Source organism: Buttiauxella sp. BIGb0552 (assembly GCF_004366275.1).
Lineage (GTDB): Bacteria > Pseudomonadota > Gammaproteobacteria > Enterobacterales > Enterobacteriaceae > Buttiauxella > Buttiauxella gaviniae.
Genome location: NZ_SODY01000006.1, coordinates 369,282 through 389,216, shown reverse-complemented (window position 1 = coordinate 389,216; position 19,935 = coordinate 369,282). Strand labels below are relative to the sequence as shown.

Annotated in this window: 14 protein-coding genes and 5 pseudogenes; 9 read left to right on the top strand and 10 right to left on the bottom strand. The window is 46.7% G+C overall.

The genetic code is table 11. The features are described 5' to 3' along the window. The first annotated feature begins 1,528 nt into the window (after positions 1 to 1,528). The 8 genes and pseudogenes from EDF88_RS18950 to EDF88_RS18915 form a co-directional block, all read left to right on the top strand. Entirely contained in the window at positions 1,529 to 2,140 is a 612-nt protein-coding gene (locus EDF88_RS18950) for a hypothetical protein (protein WP_134186412.1), read from the top strand. 196 nt (positions 2,141 to 2,336) lie between these two features. Then, entirely contained in the window at positions 2,337 to 2,591 is a 255-nt protein-coding gene (locus EDF88_RS18945) for a hypothetical protein (protein ID WP_134186410.1), read from the top strand. A 72-nt stretch (positions 2,592 to 2,663) separates the two neighbouring features. Beyond that, positions 2,664 to 2,870 (top strand): annotated as a pseudogene (locus tag EDF88_RS18940) (PTS galactitol transporter subunit IIC); the annotation flags it as partial. A 430-nt stretch (positions 2,871 to 3,300) separates the two neighbouring features. After that, positions 3,301 to 4,803 carry a PRD domain-containing protein gene (locus tag EDF88_RS18935; RefSeq protein WP_134186408.1) on the top strand — a complete coding sequence of 501 codons (1,503 nt, stop codon included), beginning with the start codon at positions 3,301 to 3,303 and terminating at the stop codon, positions 4,801 to 4,803. 1 nt (position 4,804) lies between these two features. Beyond that, a complete protein-coding gene (locus EDF88_RS18930; RefSeq protein ID WP_134186406.1) occupies positions 4,805 to 5,278 on the top strand; it encodes a PTS sugar transporter subunit IIA in 474 nt (157 codons plus the stop codon). 21 nt (positions 5,279 to 5,299) lie between these two features. After that, positions 5,300 to 6,706 (top strand): fructose-specific PTS transporter subunit EIIC, encoded by a 1,407-nt coding sequence (locus EDF88_RS18925; RefSeq protein ID WP_134186404.1) that lies wholly within the window; start codon positions 5,300 to 5,302, stop codon positions 6,704 to 6,706. A gap of 2 nt (positions 6,707 to 6,708) precedes the next feature. After that, positions 6,709 to 7,569: a ketose-bisphosphate aldolase gene (locus EDF88_RS18920; protein WP_134186402.1), complete on the top strand. Its 861-nt coding sequence runs from the start codon at positions 6,709 to 6,711 to the stop codon at positions 7,567 to 7,569. Between the two features lie 276 nt (positions 7,570 to 7,845). Continuing rightward, a pseudogene (locus tag EDF88_RS18915) lies at positions 7,846 to 7,974 on the top strand (YjhX family toxin); the annotation flags it as partial. Positions 7,975 to 8,165: 191 nt separating this feature from the next. On the opposite strand, the pseudogene EDF88_RS18910 reads toward EDF88_RS18915, so the two are convergent. The 9 genes and pseudogenes from EDF88_RS18910 to EDF88_RS18870 all read right to left on the bottom strand — a co-directional run. Continuing rightward, a pseudogene (locus tag EDF88_RS18910) lies at positions 8,166 to 9,224 on the bottom strand (AAA family ATPase); the annotation flags it as partial. Position 9,225: 1 nt separating this feature from the next. After that, positions 9,226 to 9,462: pseudogene (locus EDF88_RS18905) on the bottom strand (JAB domain-containing protein); the annotation flags it as partial. Positions 9,463 to 9,868: 406 nt separating this feature from the next. Beyond that, complete coding sequence (locus EDF88_RS18900) at positions 9,869 to 10,732, bottom strand: ribokinase (RefSeq protein ID WP_134186398.1); 864 nt, start codon at positions 10,730 to 10,732, stop codon at positions 9,869 to 9,871. Position 10,733: 1 nt separating this feature from the next. Beyond that, on the bottom strand, positions 10,734 to 11,591 hold the full coding sequence (locus tag EDF88_RS18895) for a MurR/RpiR family transcriptional regulator (RefSeq protein WP_134186396.1): 858 nt from the start codon (positions 11,589 to 11,591) through the stop codon (positions 10,734 to 10,736). Continuing rightward, positions 11,591 to 12,562 carry a ribose ABC transporter permease gene (locus EDF88_RS18890; protein WP_134186394.1) on the bottom strand — a complete coding sequence of 324 codons (972 nt, stop codon included), beginning with the start codon at positions 12,560 to 12,562 and terminating at the stop codon, positions 11,591 to 11,593. The genes EDF88_RS18895 and EDF88_RS18890 overlap by 1 nt, the downstream gene beginning before the upstream one ends. A 31-nt stretch (positions 12,563 to 12,593) precedes the next feature. Next, entirely contained in the window at positions 12,594 to 14,096 is a 1,503-nt protein-coding gene (locus EDF88_RS18885) for a sugar ABC transporter ATP-binding protein (protein WP_134186392.1), read from the bottom strand. Between the two features lie 20 nt (positions 14,097 to 14,116). Beyond that, the gene (locus EDF88_RS18880; protein ID WP_134186390.1) at positions 14,117 to 15,157 is read right to left on the bottom strand and encodes a substrate-binding domain-containing protein; all 1,041 of its coding nucleotides are present in this window, start codon (positions 15,155 to 15,157) and stop codon (positions 14,117 to 14,119) included. Between the two features lie 50 nt (positions 15,158 to 15,207). Further along, positions 15,208 to 16,188: a TIM barrel protein gene (locus EDF88_RS18875; RefSeq protein ID WP_134186387.1), complete on the bottom strand. Its 981-nt coding sequence runs from the start codon at positions 16,186 to 16,188 to the stop codon at positions 15,208 to 15,210. Between the two features lie 324 nt (positions 16,189 to 16,512). Next, positions 16,513 to 17,624, bottom strand: a protein-coding gene (locus EDF88_RS18870) for an IS3 family transposase (RefSeq protein WP_166671994.1) whose coding sequence is annotated in 2 segments (ribosomal slippage) — positions 16,513 to 17,372 and positions 17,372 to 17,624 — 1,113 coding nt in all. Because the reading frame shifts where the segments join, the coding sequence is not laid out codon by codon here. 182 nt (positions 17,625 to 17,806) lie between these two features. Here EDF88_RS18870 and EDF88_RS18865 point away from each other — a divergent pair. After that, a pseudogene (locus EDF88_RS18865) lies at positions 17,807 to 18,845 on the top strand (IS66 family transposase); the annotation flags it as partial. 188 nt (positions 18,846 to 19,033) lie between these two features. On the opposite strand, the gene EDF88_RS18860 reads toward EDF88_RS18865, so the two are convergent. Further along, positions 19,034 to 19,933 carry a phosphoadenosine phosphosulfate reductase family protein gene (locus EDF88_RS18860; protein WP_134186383.1) on the bottom strand — a complete coding sequence of 300 codons (900 nt, stop codon included), beginning with the start codon at positions 19,931 to 19,933 and terminating at the stop codon, positions 19,034 to 19,036. Positions 19,934 to 19,935: the final 2 nt, after the last annotated feature.

The window sequence follows — 19,935 nt, the reverse complement described above, 5'->3', positions numbered from 1 at the left end:
GACTTGATATTTTTTTGTACCCGAAGGTACTTGAGATATCAATCCTGCGAGTGCCCACACAGATTGTCTGATAAATTGTTAAAGAGCAGTGAGTTAGGCGCTTTCGCTTGCTAACTCGAGGTGGCGTATATTACGCTTTCCTCTTTCAGAGTCAACCCTTAATTTCAGGATATTTGACTCTCATCGCCGCCGTTACTCTGTGATGTTGTTCACATGTTCCGTGTCGATGGAGGCGCATTATAGGGAGTTATCCGGAGGCTGCAAGCCTAAATATACGTTAATTTGACTGACTGCTGCAATCCCCAGCAAAACCCCGCCTTATACGCAGTTACACACAAAGTTATCCACAAAACTGGCCAGCATCCCATTCATTTGCCCACCGCAATGCTACTAATCTCTTCATCAGCAACATAAGGAGTCACGTTTTTATAGTAAACGGCTCAAAAGTGTTCTTAGTAAGCAAAGCCGAGTTTATAGAGTTCTGCCGCGAGTTTGCCGTCCCCGAAACTTCTTTCTATATATAGAAGGAACAATAAGCTTGGCGCAATGGTCGTACCCGAATTGAAACTACATAAGGTTCCTGAAGACGCGATTCGCTGAACCCATGCTAAATAAAGGAAGCGTTGCAAAGTATCAGTGCGATAAAATATTTGACCTGCACGCTATGTGCCAGCTATCTACATTTACTGTAGCAATGTTCGCAGTAGGTGACTGCCGTTCAACGTGTCTCCAATTGGCGCGCCTATCTACTGTCCACGGCTTTGGCGTTTTTCCAGAACAACCGCTCGGATTCAATCAGTGTCAAACCACCATTATATAGATGAGGTATGAGCTGGCTGTAATGTACCGGGTTGTTTTTGAGGGAATAGCTTTGTGCAAACCCCAAGCAATAAGACGTTATGGAATCTGCCTATTGGGAATTGCTGCGCTGGGCGACAGTCGATGAGCATAACCAGATTATGGCGGTGAGGAACAGTCAAATAGTAATAGATTGGTTTTGAGGTAACCTCTTTGATGAAAGCCTGTCCGGTAGTCTCATCGTAGGCAGAGACACTTCCATCTTTGTTCCTTTTTGTAAGGGGGTTTCCAAATATCCAGTTGTTACCCATTAGATTCACCTGGAATTTCTGTACGAGGTCTCGAACAGACACCTTCATTTGCGGCGTCGGCGAACACTACGTCCAGAACCGCTGCGACAAGTACATTTTCATAGGGCCCACAATAGGCTGCTGTTTCAGGGTCAAGCCAGCAGCTAAGTGAAGTTGCTTGAAATAGTGAGTACCGATTCGTATCTTCAGAGCCAGTTGGAAAGCGTCGGCTTTATGGTTAATCTGAGTCGCAAGTCACGTTACCAGGCCAGAACCCGCATGCCTGATTCGAATGGGTAACAAATAATTCAGTTAAATTTGCTAAGCCCCTTATATTAAAGGTGAGCAGACGTTTTATATTACTGTTGAATATATAACGCTCATATTTAACAAAGGGCGAAGAATCTTTAATAACACCTAACAAAGAAAGGTGATTACTTATGGGTATCGAACAGAAAGAAAACGGTAATTACGTAAGCAGCCATGAACCTTTTAAGGAGCATAGCTACGAGTGGCAGGCTCAAAATGCCCGTAATGACTCTTATCGAAATTCAAGCGCAACTCCTGAAACTAAATCTCCTCCCCTCACCCCTCTCACCAGTAATACAGGAGGACATTCAGCACCAGTTGCGATGCCGCTTCTACTATCGGCCACAAAGTTTTATTTCTTTTTCATTGTCGCGATTTGGTTGGTCAGCATACCAGCCTTTAGATCGATGACTATCATGACAGATGCATACGGGTGGGTTTTCCCTGTATCGCGCTTTTGCGTCTTCATTCTTAATACGATTAATAGCACCTTCATGTTCCCAGTGAATGCCTTAACAGAGTATCTGAACAGTTCAGGCTTCTCTTTATTTCTGTGGCCTTTCCTCTACATCACCTTTGCATGTGGGCTGCTCAAGAAATTCTGGCCGAAGATTAAAAAAGTCTTCCTTGTGTTTGCAATCTTCTATATCGGGATTGGCTATGTCCCGATTATTCAGAACTGGCAACTGAATACGCCGGGGGATGTCTACATCATGCAATGCAATGCCAAGTACACCTGTTAATCGAGTCTTTGGTGGGCCAGCACCGGCTGGCCGGTTCCATCGTCACTTCATCCCGTCACCCGAGGAGCTTTATTCAAGTGTTATCACTTATCGGCTTACAGGAAACATGATCGCCAACGAACATCAGCTCACGGCCTCCATTCAGATTTTGGATCTTTTCTAGAATGGTGAGAGCCTGCAGGAATAAAGGGGCGAGATGAAGAATACAAGCTATATGAGTATTTCATTCTGTAATGGCCATCGTTTTCAAGTTTTCCCAGTATCGATTTTCCGCTCCGAACAGCTCAACCCCCGAAAGCTGGACAAGTATTCATCTGGGCGGCTGATTGTTAAGCAAAGTGGTGCGCTCCTGAACGAGTATATTTGTACTGGCACAATGCCAGGAACCGGGAGTGTGGTGACGACGGATATTGCGAAGCCGGGGATTTATGCAGAGAACCCGGCTCATTGATTGTGGATAGTTATGCCAAGTAGCAAGCCTCGCGCCTCAGCTGTATTTCAATTTACTCTGGATGAACGAATCCGCATGTTCATTTCAGGGACGTTGATCGTGACTTGCATCTTGTACGTCGGAACAGACATTTCGCAGGAGTACGCCCACGCGGCGGTGAACTCCAATATTCCAGTTCCAGAAGGGATAACTGAAATTACCAATATTGTCGGAGGTGCCACACCCCCTGTCGGTTGGCTGGCTGTCAAATTCGGCGAGTTATTTAGCTGCGTACCTTAGGTCAGAGCCGCTAACTCAAATAGAGGAAAATACCCTACTCTTTATTTATGATTAACTACTTCAGGAAAAATTTTAAAGAAAATCGCCATCAGTAATCTTTTCTAAAATCAGACATTAATGCCAACCTTTTCATCAATCATTTAGTTTTAGATTCATTTATGTTCATCTCCATTTTGTTTTTTTATGAAAATGGAATTAACATTACGATCACGCTAATAATATACCACTTCCATAAACCATTTATCGTCATTGCTCTTTTCCCTTAGGTACATTAACTTACAAAATCCTGCGTATAATGACCTCTCCACCGAATGACGAGCTGTTCATTATAATGGTATACATGCGTTCATTTCCTGGTATTTCCCTCCGTCATATGAGTCGCTATAACTAACCTCATAAAGGCGCCAACATATCTTCGAAGGAGTGGATCATGAAAGTGCTCAATAAAAGACAAATATCTCTGGTGAATTGTTTAGCTCAGGAGAACGGTTGGCTAAGTACGGCCCAGGCAGCAAAATTCCTTGGCATTTCAGTGAGCACGCTTAGACGGGACGTAGATGCGATTAACGACTTTTTCGCTGATAAAGATAATTCCATACTCTGCAAACCCGGCTTGGGCATGAAACTGGATGCTCACCGAAGAGTGTCTTTACCGGTCGCATCCCCAGATGAACATGTTGCTAACATACTAAAAAGTAAAAGACTCGTTGGCATCACTACTGATTTACTGACGCACTCGCCAACGCCATTATCCATTAGTTTTTTGTCAGAAAAGTATTTTATTAGCCGCTCTTCTATCGTCGAGGACTTAAATAAAATTGATAAATGGTTGGGCAGTTTTTCCCTATTGATGATAAAGAACCATACGGGAACGCATGTTGAAGGTAATGACTATGATATTCGCATGGCTCTTAAGGAGATCATAACGCATAGTGTTTTATGTAATTATCAGATGACCGATAGTCGAATAGACAGATTTTCTCGCGTACAGCTCATAAAAGAGTTTGGTAGAGAAAACGTCGCAAACTGTATAAACCTAATCGTTTTTATAGAAGATGAATTAGCATGTGCAATCAGCGAGCCATATTACACTAATCTTTTTTCACACTTGCTGGTCACGATCAGACGTATGGAGAAAGGTCATCATATAGCCAATGATCGTGTTCAGACTCATGATAATAAGGAATGGCAGGTTGCCCTAAAAGCAATAATCTGGCTTGAGAAAAGATATACATTTTGCTTTCCAGAGATCGAAATCAGCTACATTTACCAGTATCTGATTTCATCCGGAAAGCATCCGGCCCAGGCCAACCTTCCGGATATAGGTTTTCAAGACAAGGAAGCTATAAGTTATGCCATAAGCCTGACCAGTGACCTCTCTCAGTCGCTTAAATATGATTTGATATCAGACAAAGCGCTGTTGAACTCTCTGGTCATGCACATCAAGCCAATGCTAAACCGGCTAACTTACCGAATAATTATTCATAATCCTCTTCTTGATGAGATCAAAAAAGAATTCGCTGAAGTTTTCACTGCTGTCAGAAATGCAACTATGAAAATAAATAATTACTGTAAACACGATCCCCCTTCAGAGAATGAGGTCGCTTATTTAACCGTTTATATTCAGGCCGCAATAGAAAAGGTTAAAGAGAACAAAAAAATTATTCTTGTCTGCTCCAGCGGAGTCGGCACATCGCAACTTCTATATAGTCGGATCACCAAAGCATTTCCAGACTGGGAGATCATCGATATCGTACCCGGGAACAGGCTTAAAAAAACGTTATCTGAAAAGAAGTGTGACTTAATAATTTCAACGATACGGATAGAGGAAATGATGATCCCAGTGGTCTATGTATCCGCTCTTTTTTCAGCAAAAGATATCATTCGTGTAACGGAAACGTTGTTCATCGAACGTAACCCTCAGGAGAAATAGCATGTTAGATAAAATAGTTTTAAGCGATCTATTAAATAAAGCTTGCGTGATAACTGACATGCAGGCGAATAGTAAGATGGATGTCATTGAACAACTGACACAGTCTTTATGCGAGCAAGGCATAATCGATAATAAACAAGGTTTTATCGATGACGTACTTGCAAGAGAAGCCCTAGGTTCAACGGGTTTCGAAAATCAGATTGCTATTCCACATGGTAAATCCCGATGGGTTAAAGAAACAAGAATAGCCGTAGCCAAGCTGAAGGAAACCGTCGACTGGGAAACTATGGACAGCTCCGATGTACGGCTGGTGATTCTTTTTGCCGTCAAAGAAGTCGACAGCGGAGCGGGGCATATAAAAGTCCTAGCCAGAATTTCTATTGCATTAGGAGATGACGACATCGTTGAAAAATTACTTAATGCCAACTCACAAGAGGAACTTTACCGGTTAATTATAAGTAATACCCGGGAGTAGCATCTTCACAAGGAGAACAAAATGAAAATAATTGCAATTACCGCCTGTCCAACTGGCGTTGCACATACATACCTTGCAGAAGCAAACCTTAAAAAGAACGCCTGTAAAAAAGGCATCCCTTTACTTGTTGAAACTCATGGTGCTGTTGAAAGTGAATATACCTTTACGGATGATGATATTAGGCAGGCAGACATTGTTTTAATTGCTGCCGATAAGGTTATTGACACCTCACGCTTTAATAATAAAAACATTATTCGCGTCTCGGTGACGCGTGCAGCGAAAAATGCATCCGGCTTACTGGATGATATTGTATCGGGCAAGTTACAGCCCGAACGGCATATTGAGTCAGCTATAACGGAAAAACAGCCCCAAAAGAATACGGATAAATCTTTCGTTTCTCAGATTTATATACATCTTATTACTGGGGTTAATCTGATGATCCCATTCGTGGTTGCCGGAGGCATACTGATTGCCCTGAGTTTCTCATTTGGCATCACCGCTGCAACGCCAGGTGATCTAAATTTCAGCCCTGTTGCAAAAATGCTTTCTGATATCGGGGGCGGCGCCGCTTTTGCACTGATGCTTCCCATTCTTTCGCTTGGCATCAGTAAATCGATTAGCGGCAATATGGGCATGGTATCAGGGGCCGTTGGCGGCATGATGGCGATACAGACGGGTTCGGGATTTCTCGGAGCATTACTAGCCGGATTCCTGGCTGGATATATCACGCTGCTTATCGTGAAATATATCAATCTCCCTAAATCCGTGGCAGGCCTGAAGCCGATACTGATCGTCCCGTTACTGAGCGTTTTTATTACTGGTGCGCTTATGGTGCTGGTGATTGGCGAGCCCATTAAGTTTCTTCTCGACTCGCTAACCTTATTCCTTCAAAACCTCGGGAATACCAACGCGACCATTATGGGGCTTTTGATAGGCATGATGGTGGCCTTCGACATGGGTGGACCGCTGAATAAAACCGTATGTATGTTTGCTATCGGCCTGATGTCGACAGGTATCTATGAGCCGATCGCCGCCTGCATGGCAGCCGGCATGGTACCGCCGTTAGGCATTGCGCTCGCCACCACGCTGTTTGGTCGTAAATTTACCCATCAGGAAAGAGACACCGGCAAAGTCACCTATGTCCTTGGCTTGTCTTTCATCACGGAGGGTGCAATCCCTTACGCAGTAGCGGATCCGCTACGCGTCATCCCCGCCATTGTTGCAGGATCCGGGCTCGCAGGTGCCCTCTCTATGGCGCTGGGATGTGCGTCACGAGCCCCGCACGGCGGCGTATTTGTCATGTTTATTCCGAATGTGATTACCAATGTTGTTGGCTATATCGCTGCCATTGCTGCAGGCGCGTTACTGACTGCCCTTATTCTTCGTTTTATTAAGAAAGACAGCCCTGAAACTGTCCAGGAGATGTAACCATGCTTATGAATATGAAAGATGTTTTATCCGTAGCTCAGCAAAATAAATTTGGCGTTGGGGCGTTTAATATTGCCTCTGCCGAGTTCGCCAGGCTCGTCATTCAGGTTGCAGAAAAACTTCGTTCACCCGTCATTCTTGAAGTTCATCCTGATGAGCATGAATTTACCGGGGATGATTTTATTTACTATCTCCGCGAACTTGCTATTAAGGCAACGGTACCCGTCGTTATCCATCTGGACCACGGGCAGACACTGGAACAGGTTATGCGGGCCATACGCACCGGCTACACATCCGTCATGATCGACGCCTCAGCCCTTCCACTTGAGGAAAACATTGCGATCACCCGTCATGTAACCGAAGTGGCTCATGCTGCCGGAGTATCTGTTGAAGCTGAACTAGGTACCATTGGCGTGGCAGAAGGCAGCAGCGAAGGCGGGCATGCTGAAATCCTTTATACCGATCCACAGCAGGCTGAACAGTTTGTGAGAGAGACAGGGATTGATACGTTAGCGGTTGCGATTGGAACGTCACACGGGTTATACCCAGCAGGAAAACAGCCGAAACTGGATATCGAGAGGCTGAAAGCCATTAAGCAGCGTCTAAGCATCCCTCTGGTCCTGCACGGTGGTTCAGGTAATAAGGATGCTGAGGTGGCAGAATCTATCCAGCACGGTGTTGGCAAAATCAACATTTCCAGCGATATGAAAAAAGCATTCTATGTTGCTCTTGAAGAAGAACTGAAATCAGGAAGTCACGAACCTAACGCTTTATATCTTAAGCCAATTGACGCTGCGAAGGAGATTGTGGTTCACAAGATGGATTTATTCTCCTCCATCGGTAAGGCGGCCCTTTACAGCTAAGAATTCGGGGCGATTCAATAAGGGAGCCTTTACAGGCTCCCATCGGGATCACACTTTTCATTCTTGGGCATTCACTTACAAAAATCAGGTATTATCATTTCCCCTGTTAATACCTTTCAACTCGCCCCGAGGCTTAGATGCTGGAGAATGTAATCATCCGATAATCAGTTTCCCGACCTTTTCAGGCCGGACTGATTATCAATGCGCCGAAATCGAATGCGGACACCGCTGCGTGTTTGCACGTTTTGCACATGATGATTAAACAGATTTTCCAGTATGAGTTTATCCCGTCAGGAACAACGTTCCTTACACGTTCTCGCCAAAGGTGGACGTTTTACGCATGTCCGCGATACCTCCGGCCGCATCACTGTCGTTGAATGCTACAGCCGCGAAGGGCTGCTGCTCATCGGTGAACCGTACTAGCATCAGGTCTCCGCGACGGAAGAGATCACCCAGGCCTGTGGCGTCTAATCTGTGGCTGACTTCCTCACCCTGCCCGACCTTATCGTGTAAGTATCCCTGTAATCCGTGCCATTCACTTTTAGAGATCTTCCGACATACTGATTATGTCACCTGTGGAGATCGCTATGCGTAAGATCCGATTCGAAGTACTCCTCCAGCATAGGCAATACTTTATTTCGCATAATCCGCTTGAGCCTTTCGAAGGCCAGTTCTTCGTCCTCTTTAGCCTGTACAACTGGAATGAAAAAGGCATGGCCCAAGGTATGTTCTCTGTCGTACAACACCTGAATGCGGTCATTAAGGGTCTGCAACAGTAGTGGTAGATCAATGCCTTTGACGACCGTCTCTTTCAGAACCGTGATATCAGGCAGCATCGCTTCAAACTCGAATCGGCGACGAAGGGCGGTATCCAGTGCGGTGAGCGAACGGTCAGCGGTGTTCATGGTGCCGATTAAATAGAGATTGTTCGGTACGCTGAACGAGGTAGAAGAGTAAGGCAGCATCACGCTAAGCGCCTCCGGTTCCCCGAAACGTTTAGAGGTTTCTATAAGGGTGATCAGTTCGCCGAAGATTTTGGAGATATTGCCACGGTTAATTTCGTCAATAATTAGAACGTAGTTCTGACGTTTTTCAGATACAGATTCCTGTGGGTTGGAAGGCAAACCTTCCTGTTTAATCAGATAATTAAGGATACTTCGTACATATGACGGATTGTGTACCTTTGCCTGAGGGTTTTGGTAAACCAGACTGATATTCTTGAGGTATGCATTGTAACCCTGCCCTAAATCCTCTTTTTTCGATTGCGACGGAAAGATACCAAAGGTGGTCTGGCTCTTGTAAGCCAGTTGGAAGGCTTTACCCTGCTGCGTTTCAAGGGTAATGCTTCCACTCTCAACTAAACGTTCTTGTAGACGGGCAAGCGCCTCGTCAAGCTTCTGCTGAACACCGGCGTGACCAAAAGCAGCATCTTCACAAATTTGCTTAAAAATGCCCGCTTTGATTTCGTAGCGCACATTGCCGTCGTCGGTGGTCTCTGCTCTTAGCCCTTCGATAAACTCTTCATAGCCAAAACTCTGATGGAAGGTAATAAAACGCACACGCTTTTCGGCAATCAGGCGGTCATAAATCTTTTTCAGCTCGCGGCGTTTTTCGTTCTCATCTTTACCTTCCTGCAGCGAATAGGCTACTGGTTCAACTGAACAGCGTTTCATGGGCAAGCAGCTGGTTCTGGTTATTGAGGTACAGCACGATAAATTCCTCGCGCTCAAGGGTTCCCATCTTGAGCCTGAGCCAGTCGCGAGCAGCCTGTGTGGAGGTGAATGCCACACCCGGTTCGCGCAGATGGTGGTCAAGCAGACTCAGGGCTCGCTTAATGGTGCGCTGTGAGGTCAACGGTAGTTCTGGCGTAAACAAGGTCAGTTGTTTCTCCATGGCAAAACTCCTAATCAATGGTAGTAAGGATGGCACTGGATTCGGTACGGAGACGTAATGGGTGTATTCGAGCAGGCAGATGGCAATACCTGTGCGAAATGTATGAGGATACGAAGCCAGTAATGAACCAGTGGTTCATACCCAATCAGAGTGTTAAAAATAAAAAATCCCGCAATCCAGTGAGGATGCGGGAGAATGCATAGGGATAATATCTATCTGTAATTATTTAGAAAAATGGATATTTATCGAATTCTATAATGAGATTTATCCCTACAAATACTTCTTGGATATGATCGTCCGCCTTGTGCTGTGAGTTCAACCGATGGATTCAATATTCAGTTGTTGGAAAATCTTGAAATGTAAGTGATGCAATAATGCGGTGTCCGGATTGACCACCGCACTAAAATTACTCGGTAATACGTGAAACATGTTCCGCTGCAGCTTCATTCGCGCGTAGACAAGCTTGCGCCAGACTTTCACCTTGTGACAGTGCGTTGCACAACACGCCAACAAAACAATCCCCCGCTCCGTGAGTACTGACTAATACGACAGGAATCGCTGAAAGGGAGCTGGCGGGCTCGCCCTTCAACCCAAATGCCACACCGTGCTCACCGGCAGTAACCACCACTGCAGGAAAACGTTCGCACAATCTCTCCGTCGCGGTACGTGCAGAAGCCAAATCAGTCACGTCAATTCCGCTCAAATCCCGTGCTTCCACGCCGTTAACAACCAGAATATCGATGTTACTTTCCAGTTCCTGGTTCATCATTCGCGCGGGGGCAGCATTCAGACACACCAGAACATCATGATGATGGGCTTGTTGTGCGGCGCGAACATTTACAGATTCAGGCACTTCATTTTGCAGAATGAGCAGTTGAGTCTGATCCCATAATGCTGAATCACAAAAAGCGCTTTCAGGAATATGATTGTTAGCGTTAGAAACCACCACTGCGCCATAATCTCCTTCGGCATCACTAATGGCGACACTCATTCCAGATGGAACCTGTTCAATGGTTGCCAAGCGACTGATATCAATGGCATTGTCCTTGAGGACATCGCTTAAAAATATTCCATTAGTATCAGCCCCAACCGCGCCTACAAAAGCAACCTGTGCGCCGGCCCTTGCAGCGGAAACAGCCTGGTTCCCACCTTTACCGCCGAATTTATAGTGGCAACCACTGCCAATAACGGTTTCACCTTTTTCCGGGCGATGGTGCGCCTGTAACATAATGTCGTAATGCAGACTGCCTGTGACTACTATTTTGCTCATGCTAGTACTCTCTTAAATCCTTGACCGCTTGCTGCGTTTTCATCAGGTTTCTTTCCGCTTTCTTCAAATCCTTTTTGGCGATAGCGACAAACAGCGCGTCCAGGATATTGAGCTGCGCAATACGCGATGCGGCATTTTCCCCGAGCAGATGCGATCCTTGTGATGTGGAGTTGAGCACCACATGCGAATTGTGCGCAATAGGTGACTCAGCATAGTTAGTAATGGCAATTGCTTTGGCACCGTTGCGGGTAGCCAGTTTAATCGGGTCATTCACGGCACGTGTGGCACCGGAGTGACTAATTGCAATAACCACATCATCGTCAGACAAAATAGCGGCAGACATCAGCATGGTATGAGCATCGTCATGCACTGACGATTTAATACCAATTTTCAGAAGCTTATGCGACAAGTCACGTGCGACGGTGGCCGAACCACCGACGGCGTACATATCGATATAGCGCGCTTTGAATATGATATCAGCCGCACGATCGAAAGCCGCAATATCGAGTATTGAACTGGTTTCCTCGATTGCCTGGATTGATGTCCGAAACACTTTTGCCAATAATTGTTCCGACGAATCCTCAGGCTCAATTTCCGCATGTAGATTAGCTACTTCAGAATGGTTGTAATAAATCAAACTGCTTCTGAAATCACGAAAACCGGAAAAGTTAAGTTTCTTGGCAAGTTTTACTACCATCGCCTCAGAAACATTATTCTCCTGAGCAATTTCTTTTAACGACGTTTGCTCAGATAAATTGGTTTTTAGCGTGATTGACTCCACAACCTTTTTCTCCAACGGAGTCAGATGGGGCAATCTCATACGAATTTGAGCACCAATCGCTCGTGGGTCCAGGTTCATTATTTGCCTCGTGTCGCTCTGTCAATCAACATCGCTATGATAATAATAAGGCCTGTAGCAAGCAATTGATAAAAAGCCTGGATATTCAACAATGTCAAACCATTACGTAATGCCCCGAGAATTATTGCCCCGATAATTGTACCGAGTACGCTACCTTTGCCTCCCATTAATGAAGCACCACCAATCGCAGCCGCAGCAATAGCATCAAGCTCCCATAAATTTCCTAACGTAGGTTCAGCAGCCCCCAGGCGTCCAATTAAAATAAGTGCAGCGAGTGAAGCTAATACACCAGAAAGAACATATACAGTGACTTTTGTTCTTTTTACCGGCACGCCTGCCACACGCGCAGCTTCTTCATTCCCACCCACCGCAAGAATATACTCACCCAGAGGGGTCTTATTCATAACCACCCATAAAATAAACGCGATAGCCACCACGATAATAATTGGCATAGGAATACCAAATACCAGTCCATTTATGACATTGCGGAACTCCACTGGAATACCAAATATTGGGTTACCATCGGTGAAAATCAGTGCAATAGCACGAAACAGTGACAAACCACCCAGAGTTACAATAAAGGGTTGTAAGCCAGCATAAGCGACAAGTGTTCCGCTGAATACTCCACATAATGCGCCGATACCTAACGTCGCCATTACGGCTAACGGAACCGGAACACCCGCGACCATCAGTGTAGCACCCAACACTGCTGATAGTGCAGCTGCAGGGCCAACTGACAAGTCGATACCTCCTGAGATGATAACCAGCGTCATGCCGAGAGCGATAATGGCGTTAATTGACGACTGTTGCAGAATGTTAAGCAAATTGGGTAAAGTAAAAAATACCGGTGATAGAAAAGAAAAGGTGACAATAATAATTAATAAACCAATAAGCGTCCCGGCATCACGCACGTTAAATTTAAAATGTGATGTAACTGGGGTCGCTGGCTGTGTATTACCTTGTGTCATCATGATGAGTAACCTTAAAGATAAAAGGGAAAAATTAATTTTTTACGTCCAGATCGTTGATGGCGAATCGGGCAATATTTTCCTCTGTAATATCCTTGCCATGTAATTCTCTGGAAATTCTACCTTCGCGCATAACCAATACGCGGTCAGAGATGCGGATTATTTCCGTCATTTCAGATGAGACAACTATTATCGCCTTTCCCTGCTGAGCCAGCTTTTCAATCAGATTATAAATTTCTGATTTGGCACCAATATCGATACCACGGGTAGGCTCATCAAAAAGAAATACTCTGGCGTCGGCGGCAACCCAGCGACCAATAATCACTTTTTGCTGATTGCCTCCGCTTAGTGTGCCAATCGGCTTTTCAATATTCAGCGGGCGTAACTTTAAGTCAGTCATTACATCAGTCGCGACCTGATTTAATTTACTTTTCTTAATCAGCCCACCTACAGAGAATTTTCGCATTGACGGTAGGGCGACATTCATTTTGACCGCACGTTCTTTAATGATGCCTTCCTTTTTGCGGTCTTCTGGTACCAGCCCGATACCAGCACGAATGGCATTGGCGATAGAGAGTTTTCCCAGCACTTTGCCTTCTATTGCTAACTGCCCACTGGTGGATTTATCGATACCGGCAATCAGCTTCAAAAGCTCAGTGCGTCCAGCACCAACCAGTCCGGCAATGCCCAACACCTCGCCCGCGTTAACCTTAAAACTGGCATTGACGACGGCTTTATCTCGACCAAGGTTTTTGACTTCCAGCACCAGCTTTTCAGTAGCATAAGAATTGTGCTGTACCTTCTCAATTTTACGTCCCACCATTTTGGTGACGATGGTCTCTTCCGTTTCATCGCAAATGTTAACCACGTCGACCTGCCTGCCATCACGCATAATGGTTGCACGGTCGCAGACTTTAAAAATCTCATTCATTTTGTGCGACACGTAAATCAGCGCCACATTCATAGATTTGAGATCGGAAATCAGCTCCGCCAGCCGGTCAAATTCACGTGGTGTCAGGCTGGATGTTGGTTCATCCATGGCGATGATTTTCGCATCATCAAGCAGTGCGCGGGCAATTTCCACGATCTGCTGTTGGGATACTTTGAGATTCTTAATCGGTTCGTTGGGATCGATCGTGGGATCGAGGCGTTTAAGAATCGTCATCGCCCTTGCGTACTGGGCTTTCTTGTTAACGAACAAACCTTTGTATCTGGTTAATGGTCGGCCTAAAAACATATTCTGCGCAACGGAGAGTTCAGGAACGTGCTGCAATTCCTGGTGGATCATGGCAATACCAGCATGGCGCGCAGACAGCGGGCTTTTCATCTGAATAACCTGACCTTCAACACAGATCTCACCGCTATCCGCAGCCCTGACGCCGGACAGGATATTGAGCAATGTCGATTTCCCAGCGCCATTTTCGCCAATTAGCGCATGTACTTCCCCACGTTTAACTGAAAAATCAACGTCCTGAACAGCAATGGCATTGCCATAGGTTTTGGTGATACTGCGCATCGTTAAACAAAACTGTTCCATACACCCTCCGTTGCCTGGCTTTATTGCTGTTTCAGCAGTTCACGTAGTTTGTTGTTATCTTTGGTGGAGAATGCATCTGCATTTTCTTTAGTGATGAGCGCCTGCGGAGTTGAAACTACACGAGAGATTTTCTGCCCATCAATCAGACGCAGCATCACTTCCATGGCAACTTCACCCGTCAACACCGGGAAGCTATCCACCGTGCCAGTCAACTCTCCGCGCTTGATGGATGCATAAGCATCAGAAATGCCGTCAGTGCCGAAGACCGCAACCTGGGCAGATTTATTAACCGAGCGCACGGCTTCAACGACACCCAACGCCATGCCGTCGTTATTTGCGTAAAAGCCAATTAAATCAGGATGCTGTTGCAAAATAGTGGCGGCGGCATTATAGGCACGCTCGCGGCTCCAGTTTGCCGGAATACTGGCGACAAGCGTAAATTTACCGTTGGCGGTAATAGTCTCACGAAAACCGCTGGTGCGCTGGCCTGCGGCATATACACCCGGTTGCCCTTCGATAATGGCTACTTTGCCACCTTCAGGGTGGTGTTTGATGAACCAGTTCGCGACCCGGACACCGTTATCTTTCTGCACATTGCCCACATACCATGCAGCAGTTGGCATGACAGCATCGTTCACGTTGACGACAGGAATTCCTTTGCTTTTCGCGGTTTCCCAGGCAGGTTGCAGATTGGCATCAGTTTGCGGTGACACCAGCAGGCCATTAAAACCTTGAGAGAGAAGGGTTTCGGCAATTGAAAGCTGACCTAGCTGATCGTCTTCATTTGCCGCAGCCTGATAAGCGACGGTAAAACCATTTTTTTTCGCTACGTTTTTGTAGCCTTCACCCAGCGAGCGCCAGTATTCATTGGTTAATGTTTTCGATACGCCGCCAATTTTCAGCTTACTGTCGACGGCGGGCATCGGGCCATATTTGCTGGTAAGCTCTGTCCAATCTGTACGATCAGGTTCGGTATCAGAATGCAGTGGTGGAAGTTCCGCTGCGTAAAGGCAAGAGCTGAATAAGGTAGAGGCGAGTACAGAGAGTAATTTTATTTTCATCTTTTGACCTTCAATGTTTTTGTAGGGGTATAACACCGGTAGCTTACGAATCAGCGAGCCAGCATGATGTCATTCACTATTTGCTGTGATGTAACAGCATCCTGACGCGCGATCGCATCTGATAGCTCCGGGTTGTTGTTGAGTTTTTCACTCAGTTTTAAAAAACGTTTGACGGTCGCGATATTGGTTTCAGCTTCGCGTACCGGATCAAGACCACTAGCGTCCGGGAAGGTATCGAAGTAATACGCACCCTGATAACCATCGCGCTGCATTTGCCAGATAAATTCCAGTGTTGCACGAGGATTGACTGAGCCAACCATCAGACCATCGTCACGTTTTCCCCAGCCGTCGTTCAGATCAAGACCCAATAAACGTGAGCGACGTGCAACCATTGCGGCAGCGTAAGCCGGGATTTCGTTGGCGAAAAGTACGTGTGCAAAATCAAGCGTAATGCCCAGATTTGGTGACCCCGCTTCTTCTACGGCTAACAGGCAGGTAGTGACGTTCGGGAAGATACTGTATGCACGAGGTTCATTGGGCTTATATTCAATGCTGATATCAACATCCGGTGCGTATTCCGCTACTTCACGTACTGCGCTGACGGCATCTTCCCACATCTTTTTGTAATCAGCCTGGAAGCAGTAATCAAAGCCATCCTGACCCATCCAGAGTGTCATTAATTTGGCCCCAAACTCGCGCCCTGCATCAATACCTTGTTTAGTCAGCTCAATGGCTTTGCGGCGAATTTTTGCATCCGGGTGAGTAAAGGCACCGATTTTGAATTCAGGAGCATCCCAGCGCATTTGCATTCCGTTAACCGCAAGGCCAGCAGCTTCAATGGCCTGGCGCATGGTTTTAACGTCAGTTGTCATATGCTGGGGATAGTTTAAATCCAGGTGAGTCAAGCCTTGCACCGTTCCGGCGCGTTCAATCATTTGCAGTACCGACGGTTTACCCTGCAAATCAGGCCAGTAAATATGTGGTCCGGAGGCAAAAGAGTTCAGGCGTGTAGCAAATTTCAATTCTGACATGGGAAGTCCTTCCTAAATTGAACTGTAAAGTACTTTCTTTCTTCACAATAATTCGTAAAGTAATGATTTACTATCATTGGGAGACTGCTTCCGCAAGTTAATTACGTCGTGGGGGAGGAATTTTGCGATGCTATTCACGAAATCAGAATGGCTGGGGGAGGCTTTGACGAGGCGTAAGGCTCGACTGAATATCTAAGTCTTATGATTTTTAAAAACTATAGGATATTAGTGCGAGAGATTCTTTATCGATGCTGTCGAAATGAGCTACGCCCCGGCCACAGATACACAACAAGCAATCGAGCTCATTCTGTAAGCATACCCATTTTAGTTCCACGCACTTTTTGAGATTTCCGGTTTCTCAGCCATCAGCCGGTACTCTTCCGGTGTCAGGTTATTCAGGGATTCATGGGGCCGCTCACTGTTGTATTCGTTCAGCCAGCGTTCCGTTATTTCCCGTGCTTCGTTCAGCGTTCTGAACAGATAAAAATCTAGTATTTCGGTCCGGTATGTTCGGTTAAATCGTTCGATAAACGCGTTCTGCGTCGGCTTACCCGGCTTGATAAATTCCAGCATCACACCATGCTCTTCAGCCCATTGCGCCAGAGTCAGTGAGATCAGTTCCGGCCCATTATCCATCCGCATCTTTAGCGGATATCCACGGTTTGCCACTATCCTGTCCAGCACACGGACGACGCGCTGCGCCGGGATATTCAGGTCAATTTCGATAGCCAGAGCCTCGCGGTTAAAATCATCCACGACGTTGAAAGTCCGAAAACGTCGGCCACATGTCAGTGCGTCGTGCATAAAATCGATGGACCAGCTCTGGTTCAGAGCCTCCGGCGTGGCCAGCGGAGCCGGATTGCGTACCGGCAGACGTTGTTTGCCCTTGCGAGGAAAATTCAGTTTCAGCAGACAGTAAATACGGTGCACGCGTTTGTGGTTCCAGACGAGCCCTTGTCTACGAAGCACCTGAAAAAGCTTCTTAAATCCGTATCGCGGATAGCGTTCTGCCAGTTCAGTCAACGCCAGGATCACCGGTTCATCACGCCGGGTATCGGGCTGATAAAAATACACCGTCCTGCTCAGCGAAACTGTCCTGCATGCCTGGCGGATGCTCATGGAAAATTGTGCAGTCAGATAGCTGACAAGCTCCCGCTTTATCGCTGGTTTTAGAGCTTTTTTTCGATAACGTCCTTCAGCGCCCGGCATTCCAGACTCAGATCGGCAAACATCTGCTTCAGACGACGATTCTCGTCCTCAAGATCTTTGAGTTTTTTAATATCAGCCGCTTCCATCCCGCCATATTTCGCCTTCCAGTTGTAGTAGCTGGCTTCGGAAATAGCGGCCTCGCGACACACATCTTTGACGGTGCGCCCGGCTTCGACAGACTTCAGAACGGCGATGATCTGGTGCTCGGTGAATCGGATCTTACGCATAGCGATCTCCACAGGTGACATAATCAGTATGTCGGAAGATCTCTAAAAGTGAATGGTACGGATTACAGGGATACTTACAGCCTCACCTGTCGCTTCAGCACGCAGTTCCACAATTACTTAATTCCTCACTCATTCAACCCGCGTTATTTTCGCCCTCCCCCTTCCAGCCTGACGGTCGAACTCCCGCGCCTTCATGCCCCATCGAGCGGGGTATCGCCGGGCCGGGGCTGCTGGCCCGTGTGCTGAGCTCAAAGTATGCAGAGCATACCCCGCAGTATCGCCAGTCAGAAATATACGGTCGCCAGGGTGTGGAACTGAGCCGTTCACTGCTGTCGTACTGGGTGGATGCATGCTTCCGGCTGCTGTCACCGCTGGAAGAGGCGCTTCAGGACTATGTCCTGACCGACGGCAAACTCCATGCCGATGATACCCCAGTGCTGGTGCTGTTGCCGGGTAATAAGAAGACGAAGACCGGGCGGTTGTGGACATACGTTCGTGATGACCGCAACGCCGGGTCAGCGCTGGCACCGGCCGTGTGGTTCGCCTATAACCCGGACAGAAAAGGCATCCACCCGCAGACCCATCTTGCGAAGTTCAGTGGTGTGCTGCAGGCGGATGCATACGCCGGGTTCAACGAGCTTTAACGCAATGGCCGGATAATGGAAGCCGCCTGCTGGACTCACGCCCGCCGTAAAATCCACGATGTGCATGTCCGAACGCCATCGGAGCTGACGGATGAAGCCCTGAAGCGTATCGGCGAGTTGTATATCATCGAGGCGGAAATAAGGGGAATAGCGGCAGAACAGCGCCTTGCCGAACGTCAGCAGAAAACGAAGCCACTGCTGAAATCACTGGAAAGCTGGCTGCGTGAAAAGATGAAAACCCTGTCGCGACACTCAGAGCTGACGAAAGCGTTCGCATACGCCCTGAACCAGTGGCCGGCCCTGACGTACTATACAGAAGATGGCTGGCGGAAGCAGATAACAACATCGCTGAAAATGCCCTGCGGATGGTCAGTCTGGGGCGTAAAAACTGGCTGTTATTCGGTTCTGACCATGGTGGTGAGCGGGGAGCACTGCTGTACAGCCTGATCGGGACGTGCAAACTGAACGACGTGGATCCAGAAAGCTACCTTCGCCATGTGCTTGACGTCATAGCTGACTGGCCGGTCAATCGGGTGATGAACTGCTCCCCTGGCGCATCTTACTGCCAACTGAGTAGCCCTCGTTCGTCAATACGGTTCTCGCTGTACGCTTACGTTTTGTCATGAGTCACCTCTGGTTGAGAGTTTACTCAGTTAGTCGTGTGTCCACTATTCGCGGGTAGGATCAAATTTAGTCTCCAAGATTTCCGGTGCGATCCACTCGCCATTGAAGCGAAAAGATGTCTATAAATCACACACTACAGAGTTACTTGTAACATGTAATACAAGCGCCGCCCCCTTCTGCTAGATCGTACATCGCGTCCATATCTAATGTGTCTATGAGCATGCTTTCATCCACCATCGCATGCATACCTAGTCGACGTTTCCGTTCTCGTTGTTTTTTCTTTTCGAAACGAGCTTTTACCTTCTCGTGGTTTTCCTTGATTTGCTTGATGCGCTCTGGGTCTTCCAGTGTTTCTAATGGTTCATTCGGTCCCATCCAGAAAAAAGTTTCGCCATTCGCGCTAGTCTCAGCTCTTTTTTCATAAGACTTAGCTTCTTCAAAGGCTTCTGGATGCTCTTCACGTAGGCGTACCCATTCGATTTTTCGTTGGAAGAAGCAGAATGTGCAGCCAGAACGAGAACGCCATTCATAGTATTTCGGCAAACCAAGTCCAGCACTCTCGAGTATGTCGAGTACGCCCTGCTTTTTGATGCCGTCCTCAGCAAACGGCATTTTGATGATGAGATCTTTTTGATTCTCATTGGGGCGATAACCATCACGCCAAGGTTCATCCGCGCGAATACCGACATAAGAAACAACCTCATAACCATCGGTGAGGAAAGGTCGAATCCATTTCTCAAATGGTTCGAGTTTCATACGGATGGTACACCACCGTTGCTGTCCTGCGGGTAGAAAATTATTGTGTTGCTCTAACCAATAATCGAAACCTTTTTTATCGTTAATATGCAAAATCGGTTTACCTAGCACAATTTCGAGTTGTTCTAGGTACTCATAAACTTCAGGTAATTCTTTGCCTGTATCAGTAAAGAAATACTCCATATTGAGTTCAGGATAATTCCTTGCCATGTAAACAGCGAGAGCAGCACTGTCCTTACCTCCTGAAAGACCAAGGACATGTTTTACCTTCCGTTCATTACTCATGA